The sequence below is a fragment of the Actinoplanes lobatus genome, assembly GCF_014205215.1.
Lineage (GTDB): Bacteria > Actinomycetota > Actinomycetes > Mycobacteriales > Micromonosporaceae > Actinoplanes > Actinoplanes lobatus.
The window spans coordinates 8,837,229-8,857,276 of sequence record NZ_JACHNC010000001.1 but is presented as its reverse complement, the minus strand read 5'-3'; the positions used below and the strand labels follow the sequence as shown (position 1 = coordinate 8,857,276).

Here is a 20,048-nt window from a genome sequence, read left to right as displayed (position 1 = left end):
TGGAAATGTGAACTGGACCTTATGCTGCGAGCGCCGGAATGCTGGACCGCATGCTGAACGGAATCCTCGTACCCCTCATCACTCCCTTCGACGATGCCGGTGCCGTCGCGCTCAGCGCGCTGGAACGCCTGGCCCACCAGGTTCTCGACGACGGCGCGGCCGGGCTGGTCGCGCTCGGCACGACCGGTGAACCGGGCTCGCTGGACCCCGGCGAACGGCAGGCGGTCGTCGACGTCGCCGCCCGGGTGAGCCGTGAACGCGGAACGACCCTGCTGGTGGGAGCCGGAATGACCCCGCCCGGCGGCGCGATCGCGCTGAGCCTCGTGCCGCCGTTCGTCCGGCCGGGGGAGGAAGGCGTGGTCGCCCACTTCGCGGCCGGCGCCGGGCCCAGGGTGATCTACCACGTGCCGTACCGGACCGGTCAGGACCTGTCCACCGCGACCATCCGGCGGCTGGCCGCGATCCCCGGCGTGCTCGGCATCAAATACGCGACAGGCGCCGTCGACGCCACCACCGTGAACCTGCTCGCCGACCCGCCGCCCGGGTTCGCGCTGCTCGGCGGGGACGACGCGCTGATCTCGCCGATGCTGGCGCTGGGCGCGGACGGCGGGATCCTGGCATCCGCGCACGTGGCCACATCGTCGTTCGTGGAGCTGTTCGAGACATGGCGTGCCGGGGACGTCAAAGCCGCCCGCACCCTCGGCGCGCGCCTCGCCGAGGTGTCGAGCGCACTGTTCGCCGAACCCAACCCGACCGTGATCAAGGCGGTCCTGCACGCCCAGGGCCGGATCCCCACCGCGGCGGTTCGGCTGCCACTGCTGCCCGCCGGACCCCTAACATCGGCTGATGCGTATCGCCTGGTCAACCGATAGCGGACCGGATCCGGCGCTGGTGCGGACGTTCCCCGCGGACCAGCCGTCCGCGGTCGCCGACGCCGGTGACCTGATCGTCACGCTGACCGAGCACCACGAGGACTTCGACTGCCATCTCGGCGACCTGCACGACCGGCGCTGCCCGCCGGCCGGCCTGCGGATCTGGGACAAGATCTCCGGACGGCCGCTGCGGGCCGTCTCCGGCGTCAACCCCGGCGGCACGGGCAATCCGATGCTGGTCACGGCCGTGTTCGACGGACGTACGGTCGCGGTCGTCGGTCTCTGGCAGGAACCGCCCGTGATGCTGGACCTCGCCACCGGCGACCGGATCGGCGTGCTGCCCGGCCACCAGGACGCCACCGACGTGCAGGCGCTCGCCCTGGCCGGAACGGACGTGGTGACCGCCGGATGGGACGGCATCCTGCGGATCGCCGGCCGGAACGTGGCCTTCGAGACCGGCGAACGGTCGAACGCGCTGGCGATCCTGGACGTGAACGGGCGGCGCGCCGCCGTGGTGACCGGGCGCGACGCCGTCACCCTGTGGGACCTCACCGACGGCGCCCCGCTCGGCCGCCTCGACGTCGACGCGTACGCACTCGCCACCTGGCCCGGCTCGCCGTCGGTGGCCGTACAGGACCGGGCCGGCGGCATCGTGCTCTGGGACACCGCGACCGGTGCCCACCACCATCCCGCCACACCACCGGTCTACGAGTTCGGCCGTCTCGGGGCGGTGACCACACCCGGCGGGCGCCGGCTGCTCACCCTGGACGGCGGCAGCGCGGTCCACCTGTGGGACGTGGCCGCCGACCGGGAGTTCGGGGCGCCGCTGAACGGAGCGCTGCTGAACGCCCAGGTGATCCCCGCCGGGCCCGGAACCCTGATCGCCGCGTCCGCGGACGACGACACCGTCTCCCTGTGGCGGCTCGGCGAGAACCGGGCGCCCGAGGAGATACGCAGCCCCGGCGACATCCGCCGGATCGAGGTGACGACGGACGGCTGGGTGGTCGGCGACGGCGGCCCGGTGCGGTGGCGGGTCATGGACGGCGTACCCGGGACCGGGGGTGGCGATTTTCCGGCGGACCAGCCCCTTCGCGTCCGGCTGGACGGCGAACTGGTGGCGACCTTCCACGGCTCGCTGGGCGGTGTGCGGCTCGGCGGCGACCGTACGATCGAACACCCTTACCCGCCCCGCGGAGCCGCCGCCGGCCTGCTCGCCGACCGCCGCGCGATCGCCGTGAACTGGATGTTCGGGCCGTTCACCGTCTACGACCTGGACACCCTCACCCCGATCCCGGCTCCCGCGGACGTGGCGATCGGCGAATCGCCCCGGGCCTGGGTCGGCGACGCCGTGGTGACCGTGCGCCTAGGGGAGGTGCTGGCCCACGACATGCGGACCGGCACGATCACGCCACTGCAGCCGAAGGAGGACGAGCCGGTCACCGCGCTGGCCGCGTTCGGCACGGTCATCGCGGTCGCCCGCACCGACGGCAGTGTGGCGATCGTGGACGTCCCCACCGGGGGCGAGCGCGACCGGCGTACGTTCCCCTTCGCCGCCACCGCCCTGACCTGGGCCCCGACCGGCGAGCTGATCGTGGCCGTCCGCCGCGACGTCTACTGTGTGGCCGCCTGAGCGGTCACCGCCTCGGCGAAGGCCGACAGCGCCGGTGACCGTGGCCCCTCCCGGGTCACCGTGAACAGCCGCCGGCCCAGATCCGCCTCGGCCACCTCCCGGTAGGCGAGCGCCCGCTCCGGCGGCGGCAGCGTCAGTACCGGCAGCAGCCCGACCGCCCCGGCGACGCGGATCAGCTCCAGCTGGACGTCGGCGTCGTTCGAGTGGTGCCGCAGATCGGGTTCGTAGCCGCCCAGCGACCGGCACGTCCCGATGACCATGGCGTGATGGCCGGTGCCCTCGTGCGACGAGACCCAGGCCTCGTCACGTAGCCGGGCCAGCGGCACCGGGCGCCCGGAAACGGCCAGCGGATGCGCGGCGGGCAGCACCAGCCGCACCGGTTCGGACAACAGCGGCGTGAACCGCATGCCCGGTGGCCGGGGCCGGGGATGACCGTCGTACTCGTCGCTGATCACCAGGTCGACAGTGCCCAACCGCAGCCCGGGCAGCGCCTCCTCCAGCTCCAGTTCGGAGATCTCCACCCGGGCCCGCGGATGGTCCGCCATCACCCGGGCGACCGCCGGAACGAGCAGTTTCCGGGCGGCCGACTGCAAACCGCCGGCGCGGACCGTGCCGCGCACCTCCCCGCCGAGCGCCGCCAGGTCGGCGGTGGCCGCCTCGGCCGCCGCCAGCAGCACCCCGGCGTGCCCGGCCAGCAGCCGCCCCGCGTCGGTGAGCCGAACCCCGCGCCCGGCCTTCTCCAGCAGGCGCGTGCCGACCTCCTTCTCCAGGACGGTGAGCTGCTGCGACACGGCGGACGGGCTGTAGCCGAGAGCGGTGGCGACCGCACCTAGCGTGCCGCGCTCGGCGAACTCGCGCAGGAACCGCAGCCGTCGCAGATCAAGCACCACCATGCACGAACTCTAATCAATCAGCTCCAGAAATCATCACTGGACCTTCACGATGTGGGCACCGATGCTCGAAAGCATGGGACCACTGCTCTGCCTCCTCTCGGCCGCCTGCTTCGGCGCGATGGCGATCTTCGGCAAGTTCGCCTACCAGGCCGGCGTCTCACCGTCCGCGCTGCTGCTCGTGCGATTCAGCCTCGCCGCCGTCCTGCTCACCGCCCTTGCCGCGCCGCCCCTCCGGGTCCTGCTCACCGCCCGTGCCGCGCAGCGCGTCCGGGTCCCGCTCAGCGCGCTCGGCCGCACCACGCCGCGCCCGGGTCCCCGGCCGGGTGTTCGGGTCCCGCTCACCGCGCTCGGCCGCACCACGCCGCGCCCGGGTCCCCGGCCGGGCGTCCGGGTCCTGCTCACCGCGCTCGCCCTGGGCGCCATCGGGTACGCCACACAGGCGACCCTCTACTTCGAGGCGCTGCGGGTGATGGACGCCTCGCTGCTGTCGCTGATCTTCTACACGTACCCGCTGCTGGTGACGGTCGTGGCCGTCCTGCTCGGCCGGGACCGCCTCACTCCCGGCCGCGTCCTGGCGCTGCTCGCCGCCTCCGGCGGCACCCTGCTCGTCCTGCTCGGCACCGGCGGTGTGGCGTTCCGCCCGCTCGGCGCGGTGCTGGCGTTCGGGTCGGCGCTCACCTACACCGTCTACATCCTGGTGTCCGACCGGGTCGTGCACGCCCTGCCCCCGCTACCGCTGTCCGCCCTGGTGATGACCGGCGCGGCCGCCGCCCTGGCCGGGAAGTCGCTGGCCACCGGCGGCGTGGACCTGGCCTTCACCTCGGCGGGCTGGTTCTGGCTGGCGTGCATCGTGGTGGTCTCCACGATCCTGGCCATGCTGACGTTCTTCGCCGGCCTGCGCCGCACCGGCCCGTCCACCGCCGCGATCCTGTCCACATTCGAGCCGGTCGTCACGACGGCCCTCGCCGCCCTCACCCTCGGCGAGTCCCTCACGGCCCTCCAACTGCTCGGCGGCCTCCTGGTCCTCTCCTCGGCCGCCGCACTGCAACTACGTCCCGCCCCGCCCGCCGCCGCGGTGAAGGTCAGGTCCACACCGTCGGTGGCCAGCGACTTTCCAGCCAGGGCGGCGGCCGCGCAGGCTCTCGCACCCGTCACCCCTCCAGCTCTCGCACCCGTCACCCCTCCAGCTCTCGCACCCGTCACCCCTCCAGCTCTCGCACCCGTCACCCCTCCAGCCATCGCGCCTGCCGCTCCGCCCGCCGCCCTGCCTGCCGCTCCGCCCGGCGTCGCGCCGTCGGTGCACAGCTGAGCGCAGGCGCGTCCGTTTCCAGGCGGCCGAGCGGTGGATGATCTTGTCCGGCCGGCCGTGGGAGCTGTTTCAAAGTGCTTGGGGCGGCGCTGACGGTCAGCCGGAGATTTCCGGACGGTCTCGAACGGACGGATGGGTGCTGCTCATGGCTGGGTGCCGAGCGGGTGGCCGGCCGATGAGGGCTTTCATCGCGAAGCCAGCTTTGAACTAGCCTCCTAGGATGGCCTAGGCCGTGTGCCGGCCGCGACACGGGCGTCAGCGATCGGAGCCTTCGGCCAGTGCATGCGGCAGGCAGGTTCCGGGGGACAGTGACCGCTGGACCGCTCGCCGGTCATGGAGTTTGCACCTGGCGGGCCGTGCCGATCGGGGTTCGGCCGAGGCGGTGTGGCGGCTCGGCCGGACTCCGGCGGGTGAGCCGGTTTTCGTCGGCGTCGCTGATGGTGACCCGGTTCGGCTGCTCCATGACCTGGAGGTTTACCTCGGCATATGCCGGTGAGCGGCGTCCACGGCCTTTAGCCTCAATCGGGATTGTTCATCCGTTTTCGGGGGTTTTAGGTGAGGCGACGGGGCATGCTGGCGGCGGCCGGGGCGGCGGTGCTGGGTTCGGCCGGTGCACCGGCGGGGGCGGCGGCCGGCGGGAAACGGGCGGTGCGGGTGCGTACCGGAATGGATCTTCTGGCCGCGGAGGAGTGGGCGAGGCTCCGTGGCGAGACCGTCGGGGTGGTGTCGAATCTGACCGCGGTGGACCGTGAGTATCGGCATCTCGTCGACCGGATGCATGCGGCCGGGGTGCGGATCGGTGGGATCTTCGGGCCGGAGCACGGGTTTCGCGGGGCGGCGCCGGCGGGTGGTGGGGCGGCCCGGTCGACCGATGCGCGGACAGGTCTGCCGGTGTTCGACGGCTATCTGGCCACCCCGGAGGACTGGGCGCGGCTGTTCGCCGACGCGGGGGTCCGGACCGTGGTGTTCGACATGCAGGATGTCGGCGCGCGGTTCTACACCTACATCTGGACGCTGTACGAGTCGATGGCCGGCGCCGCCGCGGGTGGGCTGCGGTATGTGGTGCTGGACCGGCCGAATCCGATCGGTGGGCGGGTTTCCGGCCCGGTGCTGGATCCGGCGTTCGCGTCGGGTGTCGGGCGCAAGGAGATCGTGCTGCGGCACGGGATGACGGTGGGGGAGCTGGCCCGGTTCTTCCAGGGGGAGTGGCTGCCGCGGGTGCGTCTGGAGGTGGTGGCGTGCGAGGGCTGGCACGGTGGTCTTTTCGCCAGGGACACCGATGTGCCGTGGGTGATGCCGAGCCCGAACATGCCGACGCCGGAGACGGCTCTGGTCTACCCGGGGACGTGCCTGTTCGAGGGGGTGACGTCGCTGTCCGAGGGGCGGGGGACGACTCGGCCGTTCGAGCTGGCCGGCGCCCCGGGGCTGGACTTTCGGTGGCGGGACCGGCTGGCGGCGCACGATCTGCCGGGCGCCGAGTTCCGGGAGGCGTATTTCGAGCCGCGGGTGGGGAAGTTCGAGAAGCAGTTGTGTGCGGGCGTCGAGGTGCGGGTCAGCGATCCGGCGGTGTTCGACCCGATTCGTACGGCGGTGGCGATGCTGTACGAGGCCCGGAGGTATCCGGGGTTCGCGTGGCGCAACGACGGTGGTGCGCGGCCGTTCTTCGTGGATCTGCTGGCCGGTGGTTCCCGGTTGCGGACCATGCTCGACGCCGGTGCGACGGTTGCCGACGTGGTCGGGGCCTGGCAGTCGGAGACCACTGCGTTCGAGAAGCGCCGTCGCCCCTACCTGCTTTACCGGCGTGCCTCCGGAGGGTGAGTGGGCAGCTCAGCCCGGCGCGGGCGGCAAAGGCTCGGCCCGGCAGACGGTCGCCGGTGGGGCGGGACTGGTCTTGGCCCGTACCGGTGAGGGGGTTGATTGTGGAGGGATCGCGGCGACGGCGCTGAGGATGAGGTCGAGGCCGAGTTCGAAGGCGCGGTCGGCTCGTGGGCGGCCCTGGCCGGCGGCTTCGATGGCGGTGACCAGAATCGGGTTGCGTGCCTGGTTGGGGTCCCAGACCTGGTCGGGTGCGGCGATGTCGAGGGCGGAGCCGATGACGAAGCTGTCCAGGACGGTGATCACGTCGAGGAGCTGGGTTGGCGGGATTCCGGCGGTGTGCAGGACGGTGGCGATGTCGTCGTACATGTGGACGACGTCGGGGGAGGAGACGGTGTGCGCCGTGAGCATGGGGATGAGGCGGGGGTGGCGGGCGAAGGCCTCGCGGTAGCGGCGCAGCAGGGCGCGCAGGGTTTCGTGCCAGGTCGGCAGGGTGGGTGCGGGTGGCGTTTCGGCGAAGATGAGGGCGCGCATCGCCTCGATGATGTCGGTTTTGCCGGCGATGTGGTTGTAGAGCGAGGACGGGCGGACGGAGAGGGCGGCGGCCACCTCGCCGAGGGTGAATTCGCCGCGGGTGTCGACGAGGGCGAGGGCGGCCCGGGCGATCTTGTCGACGGACAGTTTCGGCGTGGCGGGGCGTGGCAACGGGAACCCCCTTGCGTGGTGGTGAGGGTGGCCACCATAGTAAAACGAATGCCGTTCGTTAATGGTCTGGGTGATCCATGGAACTGATCCGGTCCGCCGTGTTCGATTCTCCCGCTCGTGTCGACGAGCCGGTCCGGCCGCCGTTGCGGGTCGGCCTGGTTCAGCACCGGTGGCGGGAGGACGGCGCCGAGCTGCGGCGGGTTCTCGCCGACGGGATCGCGACGGCGGCCGGATCCGGGGCACGGGTGGTGTTCCTGCCGGAGTTGACGCTGTCGCGGTATCCGGCGTTCGAGGAGCCCACCGGTCGGCCGGCCGACCTGGCCGAGGATCTGGAGACCGGGCCGACCGCGGCGTTCGCGGCCGCCATGGCCACCGGGCACGGCATCTTCGTGCACGCGTCGCTCTATGAGGACGCCGATCTCGGTGACGGGCTCGGCTACAACACGGCGATCCTGGTGGATCCGTCCGGCGCGATCGTGGCGAGAACCCGTAAGACGCATATTCCGGTGACCGAGGGCTATGTGGAGGACAAGTATTTTCGCCCGGGCCCGGCCGGCGACGCCTATCCGGTGCACCGGTTCCTCGGCGCCGGGATCGGGATGCCGACCTGCTGGGACGAGTGGTTCCCGGAGGTGGCCCGGCTGTACGCGCTGGGCGGCGCCGACCTGCTGGCCTATCCGACGGCGATCGGTTCCGAGCCCGACCACCCGGATTTCGACACGCAGCCGCTGTGGCAGCAGGTGATCGTCGGGAACGCCATCGCGAACGGGCTGTTCATGGTGGTGCCGAACCGCACCGGTGACGAGGGGCGGATCAGCTTCTACGGTTCGTCGTTCATCGCCGACCCGTACGGGCGGATCCTCGCCCAGGCGCCGCGTGGCCGGGAGGCGGTGCTGGTGGCCGATCTGGACCTGGACCAGCGCCGGGACTGGCTGACGCTGTTCCCGTTCCTGCGTACGCGGCGGCCGGACACGTACCGGGGTCTGGCATGAGCTGGCGGATGCCGGCCGAGACCGAGCCGCACACCTGTACGTGGATGGCGTGGCCGTCGTCGGGTTACACCCTCGGCGACGACCCGGACGAGGCGCGGCAGGCGTGGGCGTCGGTGGCGCTGGCCGTGGCCGAGTTCGAGCCGGTCCGCATGGTCGTCGACCCGTCGGCTGTACGGGAAGCGCGCACCTGGCTGGGTCGCGCCGTCGAGTATTTCGAGGCCCCGCTGGACGACGCGTGGATGCGCGACTTCGGCCCCACGTTCGTGGTCGGCCCGGACGGGCTGGGCGCCGTGGACTGGGTGTTCAACGGCTGGGGGCAGCAGAGCTGGGCGACGTGGGAGCGGGACGCGCGGATCGCCCGGCAGGTCGCCGAGTGGGCGGGCGCCACGATCATCGGCTCGGACATGGTCAACGAGGGTGGCGGGATCCATGTCGACGGCCGGGGAACAGTTCTGGTCACCGAGACGGTGCAGTTGGATCCGGGCCGTAACGCTGGGTGGACGCGGCAGCGGGTGGAGGGTGAGTTGCGCCGCACCCTCGGTGTCGAGAGGGTGGTGTGGCTGCCGCGCGGCCTGACCCGGGACTACGGCGAGTTCGGTACCCGTGGGCACGTCGACATCGTGGCTACGATGACCGCCCCGGGGACGGTGTTGCTGCACGTCCAGCCGGATCCGCGGCACCCCGACCACGCGCTCGGGTCTGTTCTGAGAAGCGCGTTCCCGGGCGACTGGACGATCGTCGACCTGCCCGCGCCGGAGGGTCTGGAGGACGACGGTGGCCCAGTTGATCACTCGTACGTGAATCACCTAGTGTGCAACGCCGGTGTGATCGCCTGCACGTTCGACGATCCCCGGGACGCCGCCGCACTGGACATCCTGGCCGCCGCCTACCCCGGCCGCCGGGTGATCGGGGTCGACGCCCGGGCGATCTTCGCGCGGGGCGGTGGCATCCACTGCATCACCCAGCAGGAACCGGCGATACCTGGAGGACTCTCGTGACCAGCGACCCCGACTACGACGTGGTGGTGGTCGGCGCCGGCGTCACCGGGCTGACCGCGGCCAACCGGCTGCGCGCGGCCGGCCGCAGTGTGATCGTGCTGGAGGCCCGCGACCGCGTCGGCGGCCGGCTGCTGACCGACACGCTCGACGGCGTACGTCTCGAGGTCGGCGGCCAGTGGGTGTCGCCGGACCAGACCAGTCTGCTGGCGCTGCTGGGCGAACTGGGCCTGGAGACCTACTCCCGGTATCGGGAAGGCGAGTCGGTCTACATCGGGCTTGACGGGGTGCGGTGCACCTTCGAAGGCGAGAAGTTCCCGGTGTCCGAGCGGACCGCCACCGAGATGGACCGGCTCACCGTCATCCTCGACAAGCTGGCCGCCGAGATGGATCCCCTCGAACCGTGGAACCATCCGGACGCCGACTACCTTGACCGGATCTCGTTCGCCGCCTGGTTGGCTGAGCAGACCGACGACGCCGAGGCGCGTGACAACATCGGCCTCTACATCGGGCCGGCCATGCTGACCAAGCCGGCGCACTCGTTCTCGGCGCTGTCGGCGGTGCTGATGGCCGCGTCGGCCGGTGGATTCAGCCACCTGGTTGACGCCGATTTCATCCTGGACCGGCGGGTGGTCGGCGGATTGCAGCGGGTGCCCCTGGCTCTCGCCTCCCGGTTGCCGGCCGGGACGGTGCGTCTCGGTGAGGCGGTCACGAAGGTGGAGTGGGACGCCGACGGTGCGACCGTGTTCACCGGGCAGGACAGCTACCGTGGCCGCAACGTGGTGATGGCGGTGCCGCCGACCCTGGTCAGCCGGGTGCAGTACGTTCCGGCGCTGCCGCCGGTGCAGGCCCAGATGCGCCAGCACATCTCGTTCGGCCTGGTGATCAAGTTGCACATCACCTATGCGACGCCGTTCTGGCGGGAACTCGGGTTGTCGGGGACGGCGTTCAGCCCGTACGCGCTGGTCCACGAGGCGTACGACAACACCAACGAGGACGTCGAGGGTGAGACCCGGGGGACGCTCGTCGGTTTCGTCTCGGACGTGAAGGCGGACGGGCTGCTGGCGCTGGACGCTGCGGAACGCCGGGCGAAGGTGCTGGAGTCGCTGGCCACCTACTACGGGCCGGAGGCGCTGTCGCCGGTGCACTACTACGAGAGCCCGTGGATGGCCGACGAGTGGACGGTCGGCGCGTTCGGCACCAGTTTCGACATCGGTTCGCTGACCCGTTACGGCCGGCATCTGCGGTCGGACGTCGGGCCGCTGGCTTTCGCCAGCAGCGACATCGCCGGTCTCGGCTTCCAGCACGTCGACGGGGCCATCCGCATGGGCGAGGCGGTCGCGGCCCGGCTGCTCTCGTAAAGATGCAGACTCAACCGGGCCGCGTGCCGCTCGAGCGAACACCGGAGGAGCAGGCCGAGGAGGATGCTTTCCTGGCGCTGTACGGCGCGTGGGCACCGCTGGAGCCTCAAGCGTTCGCTCGGGAGATGCGGGGCTTCGACCGCCCGTGGTGGGTCGTCGGGGGATGGGCGATCGAGGCCGCTACCGGTTACCGTCGACAGCACGAGGACACCGACGTGTCTATCCTGGCCTGCGACGTGCCGGCCTTCGTCGAGTTCATGAAAGATCGCTGGCACGTCTGGAACAACGTCGGTGGTGTCCTTCACCCGTTGGGCGGCCGGTGGGCCACTGTCGATGAACCAGGCAGCCAGTTGTGGCTACGAGCCAACGCGACATCTCCCTGGGTCGTTGACATCCCCCTCACCCCTGATGACCACGGTAAGTGGGCCAACAAGCTTCTGCCCGAACACGTCGACGAGGTCGAAAATGTCACGTGGATCGCCGGCGACGGCATCCGGTACCTTCTGCCGGAAATCGTCCTTGCCTACAAGGCCCGATTGAGACGGCGGAAGGACGACGCGGACTTCGAGGCGGTCCTGCCGCTGTTGAGCGGCCGGCGCCGTACCTGGATCCGCGACGTGCTGCGGTCCACTCTCCCCGACCACCACTGGCTCACCCGCCTCGAGTGACGGGTCAGGGCCGGTGCGAATGTCTGGCCGGCAAGCTCAACCGTGGTGATGGTGGCCGGTGGGGATGGTGCGGGGGACCAGGTGTTCGGTGCCGGGGTCGACGATCACGAACTGGCCCATCATGCCCTTGTCCTCGTGGCGCAGCAGGTGGCAGTGGTACATGTACGGGGTGACCGGGTCGGTGTGGCGGCCGAACCGGACGGCCAGGCGCACGTCGGCGTGCTTCTTCAGGAAGACGGTGTCCTTGGGGCCGGCCAGGTAGGCCGGTGGCCGTTCGCCGTTGATGTCGAGGATGGTGAACGCCACCTCGTGGATGTGGAAGTTGTGCGCGTAGGTCGTGTTGTCGATCTCCCAGATCTCCACGGCGCCGGCCGGAACCACCTCGTCGATCCGGTTCATGTCCATGTCCCGGCCGTTGATCTCCGAGCCGGACAGCGTGAACCGGCGTACCCGGGCGCCCGGTGGCGGGATCACGGGGGCCGGGCCGCCGAGCGTCTGCGGCAGCGGCTTCGAGGGTTTCAACACGGCGGCCGCGACCACCTTGAGCAGCTCGAAGTCGTCCTCCTCCGGGTCGTTGGCGTCCCTGCGGTTTTCGCCGATGCTGTTGAGCACCACGGTCTCGCCGGGGGAGAAGGCGGCCACGATCTCGATCCGCTCCCCGGGGCTGATCTTCACCCGGTCGGCCGGGGCCGGTTCGCGCAGCAGCCCGGCGTCGCCGCCGACGACCTGGAACGTACGGTTGTCGGCGAACCCGATCCGGTAGACGCGGGTGTTGGAGGCGTTGAGCAGCCGGAACCGCACCTGTGTGGTGGTCACCTCGACGTACGGATCGATCGTGCCGTTGATCATGATGGTGTCGCCGAGCAGGCCGAAGGTGCCGTTGCCGACCGGGCCGGTGACCAGCCGCCCGTCGTCGAGGATCTTGTCCTGGACGATCAGCGGGATGTCGTCGGCGCCGTAGTCCGACGGCAGGGCCGGCCCGCCCGGTTCGTCGAGGAGGAACAGCCCGGCCAGCCCGCGGTAGACGTGCATCGCCGTCTTCCCGTGCGGATGCGGGTGGAACCAGGTGGTGGCGGCCGGCTGGTCGACGGTCCACTGCGGGGTCCAGGTGGCGCCGGGTTCGATGCTCTGGTGCGGGCCGCCGTCCATCCGGGCCGGCAGGCGCATGCCGTGCCAGTGCAGGGTGGTCGCCTCGGGTAGCCGGTTGGTGACCGCCATCCGCACGCGTTCACCCCGTTTCGCGCGGACCGTCGGCCCGAGATGGTCGCCGTTTATTCCCCAGGTGCCGTTCTTTCCGGGTTGCAGACTCAATGCGAACGAACGGAACCCGTCCGGGTCGATTTCCGACGGCGCCAGCGGTGGGATGTGCAGCCTGTTGGCGAAGGTCAGCGGCTGTTCATCGGCGCTGGAGCAGCCGCTGAGCAGCGGTCCGAGAACGGCCAGGGAAAGAAGACTTCTGCGTTTCACGAAATCTATCGTGGCGTTTCATTCACGCCGGTGAAATCGGTGGTGTCCCGGAAATGCGCGTACATCCCGGGATGTATTCAGGGCAGCCAGCCGGGCCGGATCCGGCCGGATTCGTAGGCCAGCACCACCAGTTGGGCGCGGTCGCGCAGGCCGAGTTTGGCGAGGATCCGGCTGACGTGGGTCTTGGCGGTGGCGTAGCTGATCGCCAGCCGGGCGGCGATCTCCTCGTTCGACAGCCCGGCCGCGACCAGGTCGAGGATCTCGGTTTCGCGGCCGGTCAGGGCATCCAGCAGCGGGGCGGGCGGCGGGTTGAGCCGGCCGGCGGTCTCGGCGATCAGGCGGCGGGTCACCGACGGGGCGAGCAGGGCGTCGCCGCGGGCCACCACCCGTACGGCGTGGATCAGCTCGTCCGGTTCCAGGTCCTTGAGCAGGAAACCGCTGGCGCCGGCGCGGATGGCCCCGTACACGTACTCGTCGGACTCGTAGGTGGTGAGGATGACGACCCGGACACCGGCCAGATCGGGGTCGGCGCAGATCCGGCGGGTGGCGGCGAGCCCGTCGGTGCCGGGCATGCGGATGTCCATCAGCATCACGTCCGGACGGGCGGACCTGGCCAGATCCACGGCCTGTGTGCCGTCGGCGGCCTCACCGGCGACGGTCATGTCCGGTTCGCTGTTGAGGATGGCGCGGAAGCCCGCCCGTACCAGTGCCTGATCGTCGGCCAGGGCAACGGAGATCATCGCGTGCCGTCCTCGGGAAGGGTGAGGGGGATCCGGGCGCGGACCTGGAAGCCGCCGTCGGGCCGTGGTCCGGCCCGTAGGTCGCCGCCGAGGGCGGTGGCGCGTTCGGTCATGCCGCGCAGGCCGTTGCCCTCGGTGACGGCGGTGGTCGCGGATCCGTCGTCGGTGACCGTGACCAGCAGATCCGGGCCGTCCACGAGCAGGGTCACCTCGGCGTGGTCGGCTTCGGCGTGCCGGATCGTGTTGGTCAGCGCCTCCTGGACGATCCGGTAGGCGGCCGCCTGGACTGCGGCCGGCACCGTCGTCTCCGCCGGCGGCCCGGTGAGATGCACCGGCAGGCCGGCGGCCTCGGTACGGCCGATCAGGGCGGGCAGGCCGGCGAGCGACGGCTCGTCGTCGCGGAGCACGCCGAGCACCGTGCGGACCTCCCGCAGCGCCTCCTTGCCGGCGGCGCGAATGGTGCGCAGCGCCGCGAACGCGCCGTCCGGTTCCCGGGTGTGCAGGGCGGCGCCGGCCTGCACGGTGATCATCGACAGTTGGTGGGCGAGGACGTCGTGCAGTTCCCGGGCGATCCGCAGCCGTTCCTCGGCGGCGCGGCGCAGCGCCTCGTTCTCCCGGCTCGCCTCGGCCAGCGCGGCCCGTTCCTCGGCCTGCGCCACCTGCCGGGCCCGGCCGCGGGCCACCTCGCCGAGCACGACCGGCAGCAGCAGGAGCGGCGCGATCCCGATGAGCACCTGGAACGGGTCACCGCCGGCCGCCGCGAATACGGCCGTCATCGCGATGGCGGCGGCGCCGGCCGGAACCGGCCCGCGTTCACGGGCGGCGGTGTAGAGGGCGACGACCGGCGCCAGGATCAGCGGCGCGTCCGGGAAGCCCAGCGGGTAGTAGAGCAGCGTCGCCATCGCGGTGACGGCAAGGACGGTGGCCGGGAAACGCTGCCGCCACAGCAGCGCGGCACAGGCGGCCGCGATCAGCGCCGCGCCGGCCGGCATCAGCGGCCGGGCGCCGTCGGTGCTGGTCAGCGCCGTGACCGTGGTGAGCGCGGCGACGGCCACGGCGACCGCGGCGTCCCGGGGCAGCCGCACCCGCTCAGAATTCCATGTGCAGGCGGATGTTGGTGCCGTCGGCGCCGGTGTGGACGCGGACCAGGTCGCACAGCCGGTTCGCCAGGATCAGGCCGCGGCCGCCCTCGGCGTCCGGTGGTGGCGGGATCCGCCCGGCCAGCGGATCCGACAGGAAGCCTCGGTCGTCGATCTGGCAGACCAGCCGGCCGGACTCCGCCCAGATGCTGACCGTCCCGTCGCCGCCGGTGTGGGCGATGGTGTTCTCGGCCAGTTCGTTGACGGCGATCAGCAGGTCGCCACCACGGTCCGGGTCCAGGTGGCCGGCTTCGGCGGCGACGAACCGGCGGACCGCGGCCAGGTCGGCGGCGTGCCGGTAGGTCAGGGTCGCGGCGGTGACCGGCACCTTCGGCAGCGGCTGGTTGAAGGCGGCGGCCGTGGCGTACGGGTCGTCGTACCACGGGCTGGGCCGCCGCGCACCGCCGACGATCATCACCGGGTGGGTGCGCCACGCGTCGCGGACCCTGGCCGGATCCAGGCCACCCACGTCGTACGGGCAGAGGATCGCCACGTCCCGGGCCGCGAACACCACGTTGATCAACGCCTCGTGCGCGGCGCAGGCCGGGTACTCCAGGTCGGTGCGGTCCGGCCAGACCGGTTCGCCGACGATCGACACCCGGCGGCCGGGATGCGCGGACACGAACTCCAGCAGCACCCCGGGGATGATCCGGCCCGGGTTGCGCCCGGCCACCGTCATGTCGGCGAACGTCACCCGGCCGGCGACGTCGGTGAGCGCCCCACGCAGCGCCTCCAGGTTCGGTGGCGGCACCGCGACCAGGACGGGGTCGCCGGCACCCACCGCCTCCCGGACGAACCCGGTGACCCCGGACAGGTACCGGGCGCGGCTGTCGTAGAGCAGGCCGGGATGGTCGAAGACCGCGCCGTCGCCGGTCAGGGTCATGCGGTTGATTCCACGTTCGTGTCCGAGGCGTTCGATGTCGGCGGCCGGCGCACCCTCGCCGGTCGTCCCTTCAACGGTGGACTCTACTGCCCGAAACCGGCCGTCACCCGAACGAGGGGCGCCGGGAACCCGCCGGCCCAAGATCGCGACTGCCGGAGTGGTGCGCCGTTGCACTCAGGAGGAGACGAGACGATGAGCCTGCCGGATCTGAGCACCTACACCCCACAGCGGTCGATGCCGGACGCGGAGTTCGAGGGCACCGCGGTGCCGGGGCTGCGCGCCGACTATTTCCGCAAGGTGGACGGCGATCGTGTGGCGTCCGTCGGCCGCTACCGCTACGGGGGCCGCGATGTGCTGATGGCCTGGGGTTATGCGGACGAGAAGCACTGTCGGCGGCACGCCGTGCACGATCCGGAACACGGGTGGCAGGACGTCGTCGAGGGCTGCCCCGACGTCCGGTTCCTGCGCGACGGCGACGGGCCGGTCACCGGGGTCGAGGTCCGTGTCCCGGGCGGCGGCTGGCTGCGCGCCTGACCCGGCCTGCGGCGTACGAGAAAATGGTTTGTGGCGCGGGCAAGCTCGCTGGAAGGCTCGCGGGATGGCGGATGAGCGGCGGGCGACGATCGCCGCGATCGCGCGGGCCGCGAACGTGTCGCCCGCGACCGTGTCGAAGGTGTGGAACGGCCGGCCGGACGTGTCCGCGGCCACCCGGGCGCGGGTCGAGGGGCTGCTGCGCGACCACGACTACCGGGCGCGCGCCGCACGGCTCCCGGCGTCGGCGGGGGTCGTCGACGTGGTGTTCCCGGAGATCGACTGCGCCTGGGAGGGCGAGCACATCCGCGGTATCGAGGCGGCCGTCCGTGACGCCGGCGTGCGGACCGTGGTGTCGTCGTTGCAGCGGGGCGCCGCGTCCGGGCGGCAGCTGGTGCAGAGGCTGCGCGCCGGGCGTACCGATGGGGTGATCCTCGCGGCAGGCGCGGCGGCCGGACCGCTCGCGGCGTCGCTGCGGCGGCTGAGGGTGCCGGTGGTGGCGCTGGAACCGGCCCGGCGGGCGCCGTCCGACCTGCCGATGGTCGACGCGGCGAACTGGGCGGGCGCCCGGGCCGCGACCCGGCACCTGCTGGAGCTGGGGCACCGGCGGATCGCGGTGATCACCGGGACGGACGAGCTGCTGTGCAGCCGGGCCCGGCTGGAGGGCTATCTCGCGGCGCACGACGAGTTCGGGGTGGCGCCCGGCCCGGGGCTGGCCGAGCAGGGCGATTTCGACTTTCCGTCCGGGCTGGCCGCGGGGAGCCGGCTGCTGGACCGCCCGGATCCGCCGACCGCGGTCTTCGCGTGCAGCGACCACATGGCGATGGGTGTCTACGAGGCGGCCCGGCGGCGCCGGGTGTCGGTTCCCGGGCAGCTCAGCGTGGTCGGGTTCGACGATCTGCCGGGCGCCCGGTGGGCGTCGCCGCCGCTGACCACGGTGCGGCAGCCGCTGCGCGAGATGGGCCGGCTCGCCGCCGAGGCGATCCTCTCGCTGGCCGGCGGCGCGACGGCCCGGGAGCGGTCGACGGTGCACACCGACCTGGTGATCCGGGCGAGCACCGCGCCCCGCTGACCCGCTCGGTCAGCGGGCCGGGTCCCCGCCGGCCGCCTCGGCGAAGACGGCCGCGGCGCGTGCGGCGACCTGCTCGTCCGGGCCGGTCCACAGGTCGTCCAGCCAGGGCCCGGCGAAGAGGCCGACCAGCGTCGGTGTCCCGTCCGCGGCGGTGGCGTCCAGCCATTCGCTGACACAGTTCTCGCCGGGACCGTGCACCCGGTAGTAGCCGGCCGGATGCACCGGCCAGAACCGCCTGTCGCAGCGCAGGATGACCTTCTCCACCCGGCCCATCCCGAGCCGTTGCAGGGCGGTGCGGTGGGTGGCGGGAAGCGGTGGGTCGAACGTGATCGCGTCACCGGCGAGCACCCCGACCGGCGCGGTCACGATCACGGCGTCCACCCGCAGGTCGTCGTCGAGGGCCACGCCGTCAGGGCCGGTGCGGATGTGGTGGACCGGCCGGTTCAGGTGGATGTCGAGGCTTTCGGCCAGGTGGTCGACCAGGAGCCGGTAGCCGCCCACGATCCAGCGGTCGCCCTCGCCGACGCCCGGTTCGAAGCCGTGCCGGGCGCTGAGCCAGGACAGCGGGGCGCCGGAGTCCATCACGATCTCCGCGTCGACGAACCGGCGGATGTCGTCCGCTGTCCACCTGCCGGGATCGGCCAGCCAGCCGTCGAGGACCTCGGCGATGCCGGCCTGCTCGGAGGCGGCGGCCAGCCGGGCCCGCAGATCCTCCTCCAGACCGTCCGGGAGCGCGTACGGGGTGCCCAGCACGAGCGGGTCGGTGAAGTCGGTCGGGACCATCGGCAGTTCCAGCCGCTCGGCGAGCCGGGCCAGGATGTTGTCGTGGAACTGCTGCAACCAGTTGGCGCCCAGGTCGAAGCCGAAGCCGCCGACCTGTGCGGGCGCGGTCCGGCCGCCGATGCGGTCCCGGGCCTCGAGCACCCGTGTCCACACGCCACGGTCGGTCAGCGTGCGGGCCGCGGCCAGGCCGGCGATGCCGGCGCCGATCACCGCCACCCGGGCATGTCCCTGCCCGGCGGCCCAGGCTCCGGCGGACACCCCTTCCTCGTACGCCCCATGCGTCATCGCCGCACGAGTGGCATGGGTGGCCTCCCCGGCGATCCGCAGGCGTGAGCCGATCGGGGTGCCGAGGTCGGTGCGGTGGCGTGGGGTGCCGCCCCGGCCGATCAGGCTCCACGAGCCGCGCGCCCAGGGGTCGTCGCCCCAGCGGGAGACCGCCGACGCAACCACCCATTGCGAGATCGACATGCTCGGGAGCGTACGTCAGGCGTCATGATGGAGGCTGTGGGGCTGCCGTGGCCGCAGTGGCGTGATCGATGACCTGTGCCCGAAGTCTGGGACCTGCGCCCGAAGTCTGGCCAACAACGTACTGGTGAGTAACAATCACTCCGCGTTTTGAACTGACGACGTCCGTCGAACGTTTTCATGGTCAACATCTACCGAGGAGTCGACGTGGACATCGGTGTAATCAGGGACCCGGATCCGGGCGAGCGGCGCGTTGCCGCCACGCCAGCCACCGTGGCGCAACTGGTCAAACTGGGCTACCAGGTGGTGGTGGAGCCGGGAGCGGGCGCCGCGGCGTCGTTCTCCGACGAGGCGTTCGCCGAGGCCGGCGCCACGATCGGGGACCCGCTGACCGCCGACATCGTGTTCACCATCAACCCACCGGCCGCGTCCCGGCTGGACGAGTTCGCGCCGGGCACCACCCTGATCGGGATGCTCAGCCCGCGGCTGAGCCCCGACCTGGTCGAGGACCTGGCCCGCCGCCCGATCACCGCCCTGTCGATGGACGCGGTGCCGCGCATCTCCCGCGCCCAGTCCCTGGACGTGCTGTCCTCGATGGCCAACATCGCCGGGTACCGGGCGGTCGTCGAGGCGGCGCACGCCTTCGGCCGCTTCTTCACCGGCCAGGTCACCGCGGCCGGCAAGGTTCCGCCGGCGAAGGTGCTGGTGGCCGGCGCCGGCGTGGCCGGGCTCGCGGCGATCGGCGCGGCCGGCAGCCTGGGCGCCGTCGTCCGGGCCACCGACCCCCGCCCCGAGGTCGCCGACCAGGTCCGCTCGCTGGGTGGCGAGTACCTGTCGGTCGAGGCCGCCGACGTCGAGGTCTCCGCCACCGGGTACGCCAAGGAGATGTCCGACGACTACAACGAGCGGGCCGCCCGCCTCTACGCCGAGCAGGCCAGCGAGGTCGACATCATCATCACCACCGCGCTGATCCCGGGCCGGCCCGCGCCGCGCCTGATCACCGCGCGGATGGTCGCCGCGATGAAGGCCGGCAGCGTGATCGTCGACATGGCCGCGGCCAACGGCGGCAACGTCGAGGGCACGGTCGCCGGCGAGGTGGTCGTGACCGCCAACGGCGTGACCATCATCGGCTACACCGACCTGGCCGGCCGGCTGCCCGCCCAGGCCTCCCAGCTGTACGGCACCAACCTGGTCAACCTCATGAAGCTGATGACCCCGGAGAAGGACGGCCAGCTGGTCCTCGACTTCGACGACGTGGTCCAGCGGTCCATCACCGTGGTCCGCGACGGCGAGCTGACCTGGCCGCCGCCGGCGGTGTCGGTGTCCGCGGCCCCGGCGGCCGCCGCCCCGGCCGCCGCACCCGCGCCGGTCAAGGCGCGGAAGCCGCTGCCGAGGCTGCCGCTGATCGGCGCCGGAGCGGGCGCCCTGTTCCTGCTCACCGCCCTGGCCCCGGCCGCCCTGCGCGGGCACCTCACGGTCTTCGCGCTGGCCATCGTGATCGGCTACTACGTGATCGGGCACGTGCATCACGCGCTGCACACCCCGCTCATGTCGGTGACCAACGCGATCTCCGGGATCATCGTCGTCGGCGCCCTGCTGCAACTGGGCCACGGCGGCAGCCTCGTGACCGCGCTGTCGTTCGTCGCGATCCTGCTGGCCAGCATCAACGTCTTCGGCGGATTCGCGGTCACCCGCCGCATGCTCGCCATGTTCACCAGGAGCTGACCC

At 71.9% G+C, this 20,048-nt stretch carries 18 protein-coding genes; 11 read left to right on the top strand and 7 right to left on the bottom strand.

Annotated features, from left to right (window positions below; translation table 11 throughout):
• Positions 1-50: 50 nt before the first annotated feature.
• Entirely contained in the window at positions 51-872 is an 822-nt protein-coding gene (locus BJ964_RS40435) for a dihydrodipicolinate synthase family protein (protein WP_188125601.1), read from the top strand.
• The gene (locus BJ964_RS40430; protein WP_188125600.1) at positions 847-2,502 is read left to right on the top strand and encodes a hypothetical protein; all 1,656 of its coding nucleotides are present in this window, start codon (positions 847-849) and stop codon (positions 2,500-2,502) included. The genes BJ964_RS40435 and BJ964_RS40430 overlap by 26 nt, the downstream gene beginning before the upstream one ends.
• Here BJ964_RS40430 and BJ964_RS40425 read toward each other — a convergent pair.
• On the bottom strand, positions 2,484-3,395 hold the full coding sequence (locus tag BJ964_RS40425; protein WP_188125599.1) for a LysR family transcriptional regulator: 912 nt from the start codon (positions 3,393-3,395) through the stop codon (positions 2,484-2,486). The two genes, BJ964_RS40430 and BJ964_RS40425, sit on opposite strands and share 19 nt — an antisense overlap.
• A gap of 73 nt (positions 3,396-3,468) precedes the next feature.
• Between BJ964_RS40425 and BJ964_RS40420 the strand changes: the two genes are divergently transcribed.
• Positions 3,469-4,704, top strand: a complete 1,236-nt coding sequence (locus tag BJ964_RS40420) for a DMT family transporter (protein WP_229807358.1) — start codon at positions 3,469-3,471, stop codon at positions 4,702-4,704.
• A 555-nt stretch (positions 4,705-5,259) separates the two neighbouring features.
• Positions 5,260-6,522: an exo-beta-N-acetylmuramidase NamZ family protein gene (locus tag BJ964_RS40415; RefSeq protein ID WP_229807359.1), complete on the top strand. Its 1,263-nt coding sequence runs from the start codon at positions 5,260-5,262 to the stop codon at positions 6,520-6,522.
• 9 nt (positions 6,523-6,531) lie between these two features.
• Here BJ964_RS40415 and BJ964_RS40410 read toward each other — a convergent pair whose 3' ends face one another.
• A complete protein-coding gene (locus tag BJ964_RS40410; protein ID WP_188125598.1) occupies positions 6,532-7,224 on the bottom strand; it encodes a TetR/AcrR family transcriptional regulator in 693 nt (230 codons plus the stop codon).
• A 77-nt stretch (positions 7,225-7,301) separates the two neighbouring features.
• Between BJ964_RS40410 and BJ964_RS40405 the strand changes: the two genes are divergently transcribed.
• Genes BJ964_RS40405 through BJ964_RS40390 form a run of 4 tightly spaced genes read left to right on the top strand, consistent with a single transcriptional unit; the run spans position 7,302 to position 11,240 of the window.
• A complete protein-coding gene (locus BJ964_RS40405; RefSeq protein ID WP_188125597.1) occupies positions 7,302-8,216 on the top strand; it encodes a nitrilase-related carbon-nitrogen hydrolase in 915 nt (304 codons plus the stop codon).
• Positions 8,213-9,214: an agmatine deiminase family protein gene (locus BJ964_RS40400; protein ID WP_188125596.1), complete on the top strand. Its 1,002-nt coding sequence runs from the start codon at positions 8,213-8,215 to the stop codon at positions 9,212-9,214. Before BJ964_RS40405 ends, BJ964_RS40400 begins: the two co-directional genes overlap by 4 nt.
• On the top strand, positions 9,211-10,572 hold the full coding sequence (locus BJ964_RS40395) for a flavin monoamine oxidase family protein (RefSeq protein WP_188125595.1): 1,362 nt from the start codon (positions 9,211-9,213) through the stop codon (positions 10,570-10,572). Before BJ964_RS40400 ends, BJ964_RS40395 begins: the two co-directional genes overlap by 4 nt.
• 2 nt (positions 10,573-10,574) lie before the next feature.
• Complete coding sequence (locus BJ964_RS40390; RefSeq protein ID WP_188125594.1) at positions 10,575-11,240, top strand: hypothetical protein; 666 nt, start codon at positions 10,575-10,577, stop codon at positions 11,238-11,240.
• A 36-nt stretch (positions 11,241-11,276) separates the two neighbouring features.
• On the opposite strand, the gene BJ964_RS40385 is transcribed toward BJ964_RS40390, so the two are convergent.
• The 4 genes from BJ964_RS40385 to BJ964_RS40370 form a co-directional block, all read right to left on the bottom strand.
• Complete coding sequence (locus BJ964_RS40385; RefSeq protein ID WP_188125593.1) at positions 11,277-12,707, bottom strand: multicopper oxidase family protein; 1,431 nt, start codon at positions 12,705-12,707, stop codon at positions 11,277-11,279.
• Positions 12,708-12,784: 77 nt separating this feature from the next.
• The gene (locus tag BJ964_RS40380) at positions 12,785-13,447 is read right to left on the bottom strand and encodes a response regulator (RefSeq protein WP_188125592.1); all 663 of its coding nucleotides are present in this window, start codon (positions 13,445-13,447) and stop codon (positions 12,785-12,787) included.
• Positions 13,444-14,532 (bottom strand): sensor histidine kinase, encoded by a 1,089-nt coding sequence (locus BJ964_RS40375; protein WP_203832753.1) that lies wholly within the window; start codon positions 14,530-14,532, stop codon positions 13,444-13,446. Before BJ964_RS40375 ends, BJ964_RS40380 begins: the two co-directional genes overlap by 4 nt.
• Before the next feature lie 4 nt (positions 14,533-14,536).
• Positions 14,537-15,469, bottom strand: coding sequence for a sensor histidine kinase (locus BJ964_RS40370; protein ID WP_188125591.1), 933 nt, complete (start codon positions 15,467-15,469; stop codon positions 14,537-14,539).
• 192 nt (positions 15,470-15,661) lie between these two features.
• Here BJ964_RS40370 and BJ964_RS40365 point away from each other — a divergent pair, with 192 nt between their 5' ends.
• On the top strand, positions 15,662-16,003 hold the full coding sequence (locus tag BJ964_RS40365; RefSeq protein WP_188125590.1) for a hypothetical protein: 342 nt from the start codon (positions 15,662-15,664) through the stop codon (positions 16,001-16,003).
• Positions 16,004-16,067: 64 nt separating this feature from the next.
• The gene (locus BJ964_RS40360) at positions 16,068-17,072 is read left to right on the top strand and encodes a LacI family DNA-binding transcriptional regulator (RefSeq protein ID WP_188125589.1); all 1,005 of its coding nucleotides are present in this window, start codon (positions 16,068-16,070) and stop codon (positions 17,070-17,072) included.
• 9 nt (positions 17,073-17,081) lie between these two features.
• Here BJ964_RS40360 and BJ964_RS40355 read toward each other — a convergent pair whose 3' ends face one another.
• Positions 17,082-18,323 (bottom strand): flavin monoamine oxidase family protein, encoded by a 1,242-nt coding sequence (locus tag BJ964_RS40355; protein WP_188125588.1) that lies wholly within the window; start codon positions 18,321-18,323, stop codon positions 17,082-17,084.
• 204 nt (positions 18,324-18,527) lie between these two features.
• On the opposite strand from BJ964_RS40355, the gene BJ964_RS40350 reads away from it, so the two are divergent.
• Positions 18,528-20,045 (top strand): Re/Si-specific NAD(P)(+) transhydrogenase subunit alpha, encoded by a 1,518-nt coding sequence (locus BJ964_RS40350; RefSeq protein WP_188125587.1) that lies wholly within the window; start codon positions 18,528-18,530, stop codon positions 20,043-20,045.
• The last annotated feature ends 3 nt before the right edge of the window (positions 20,046-20,048 follow it).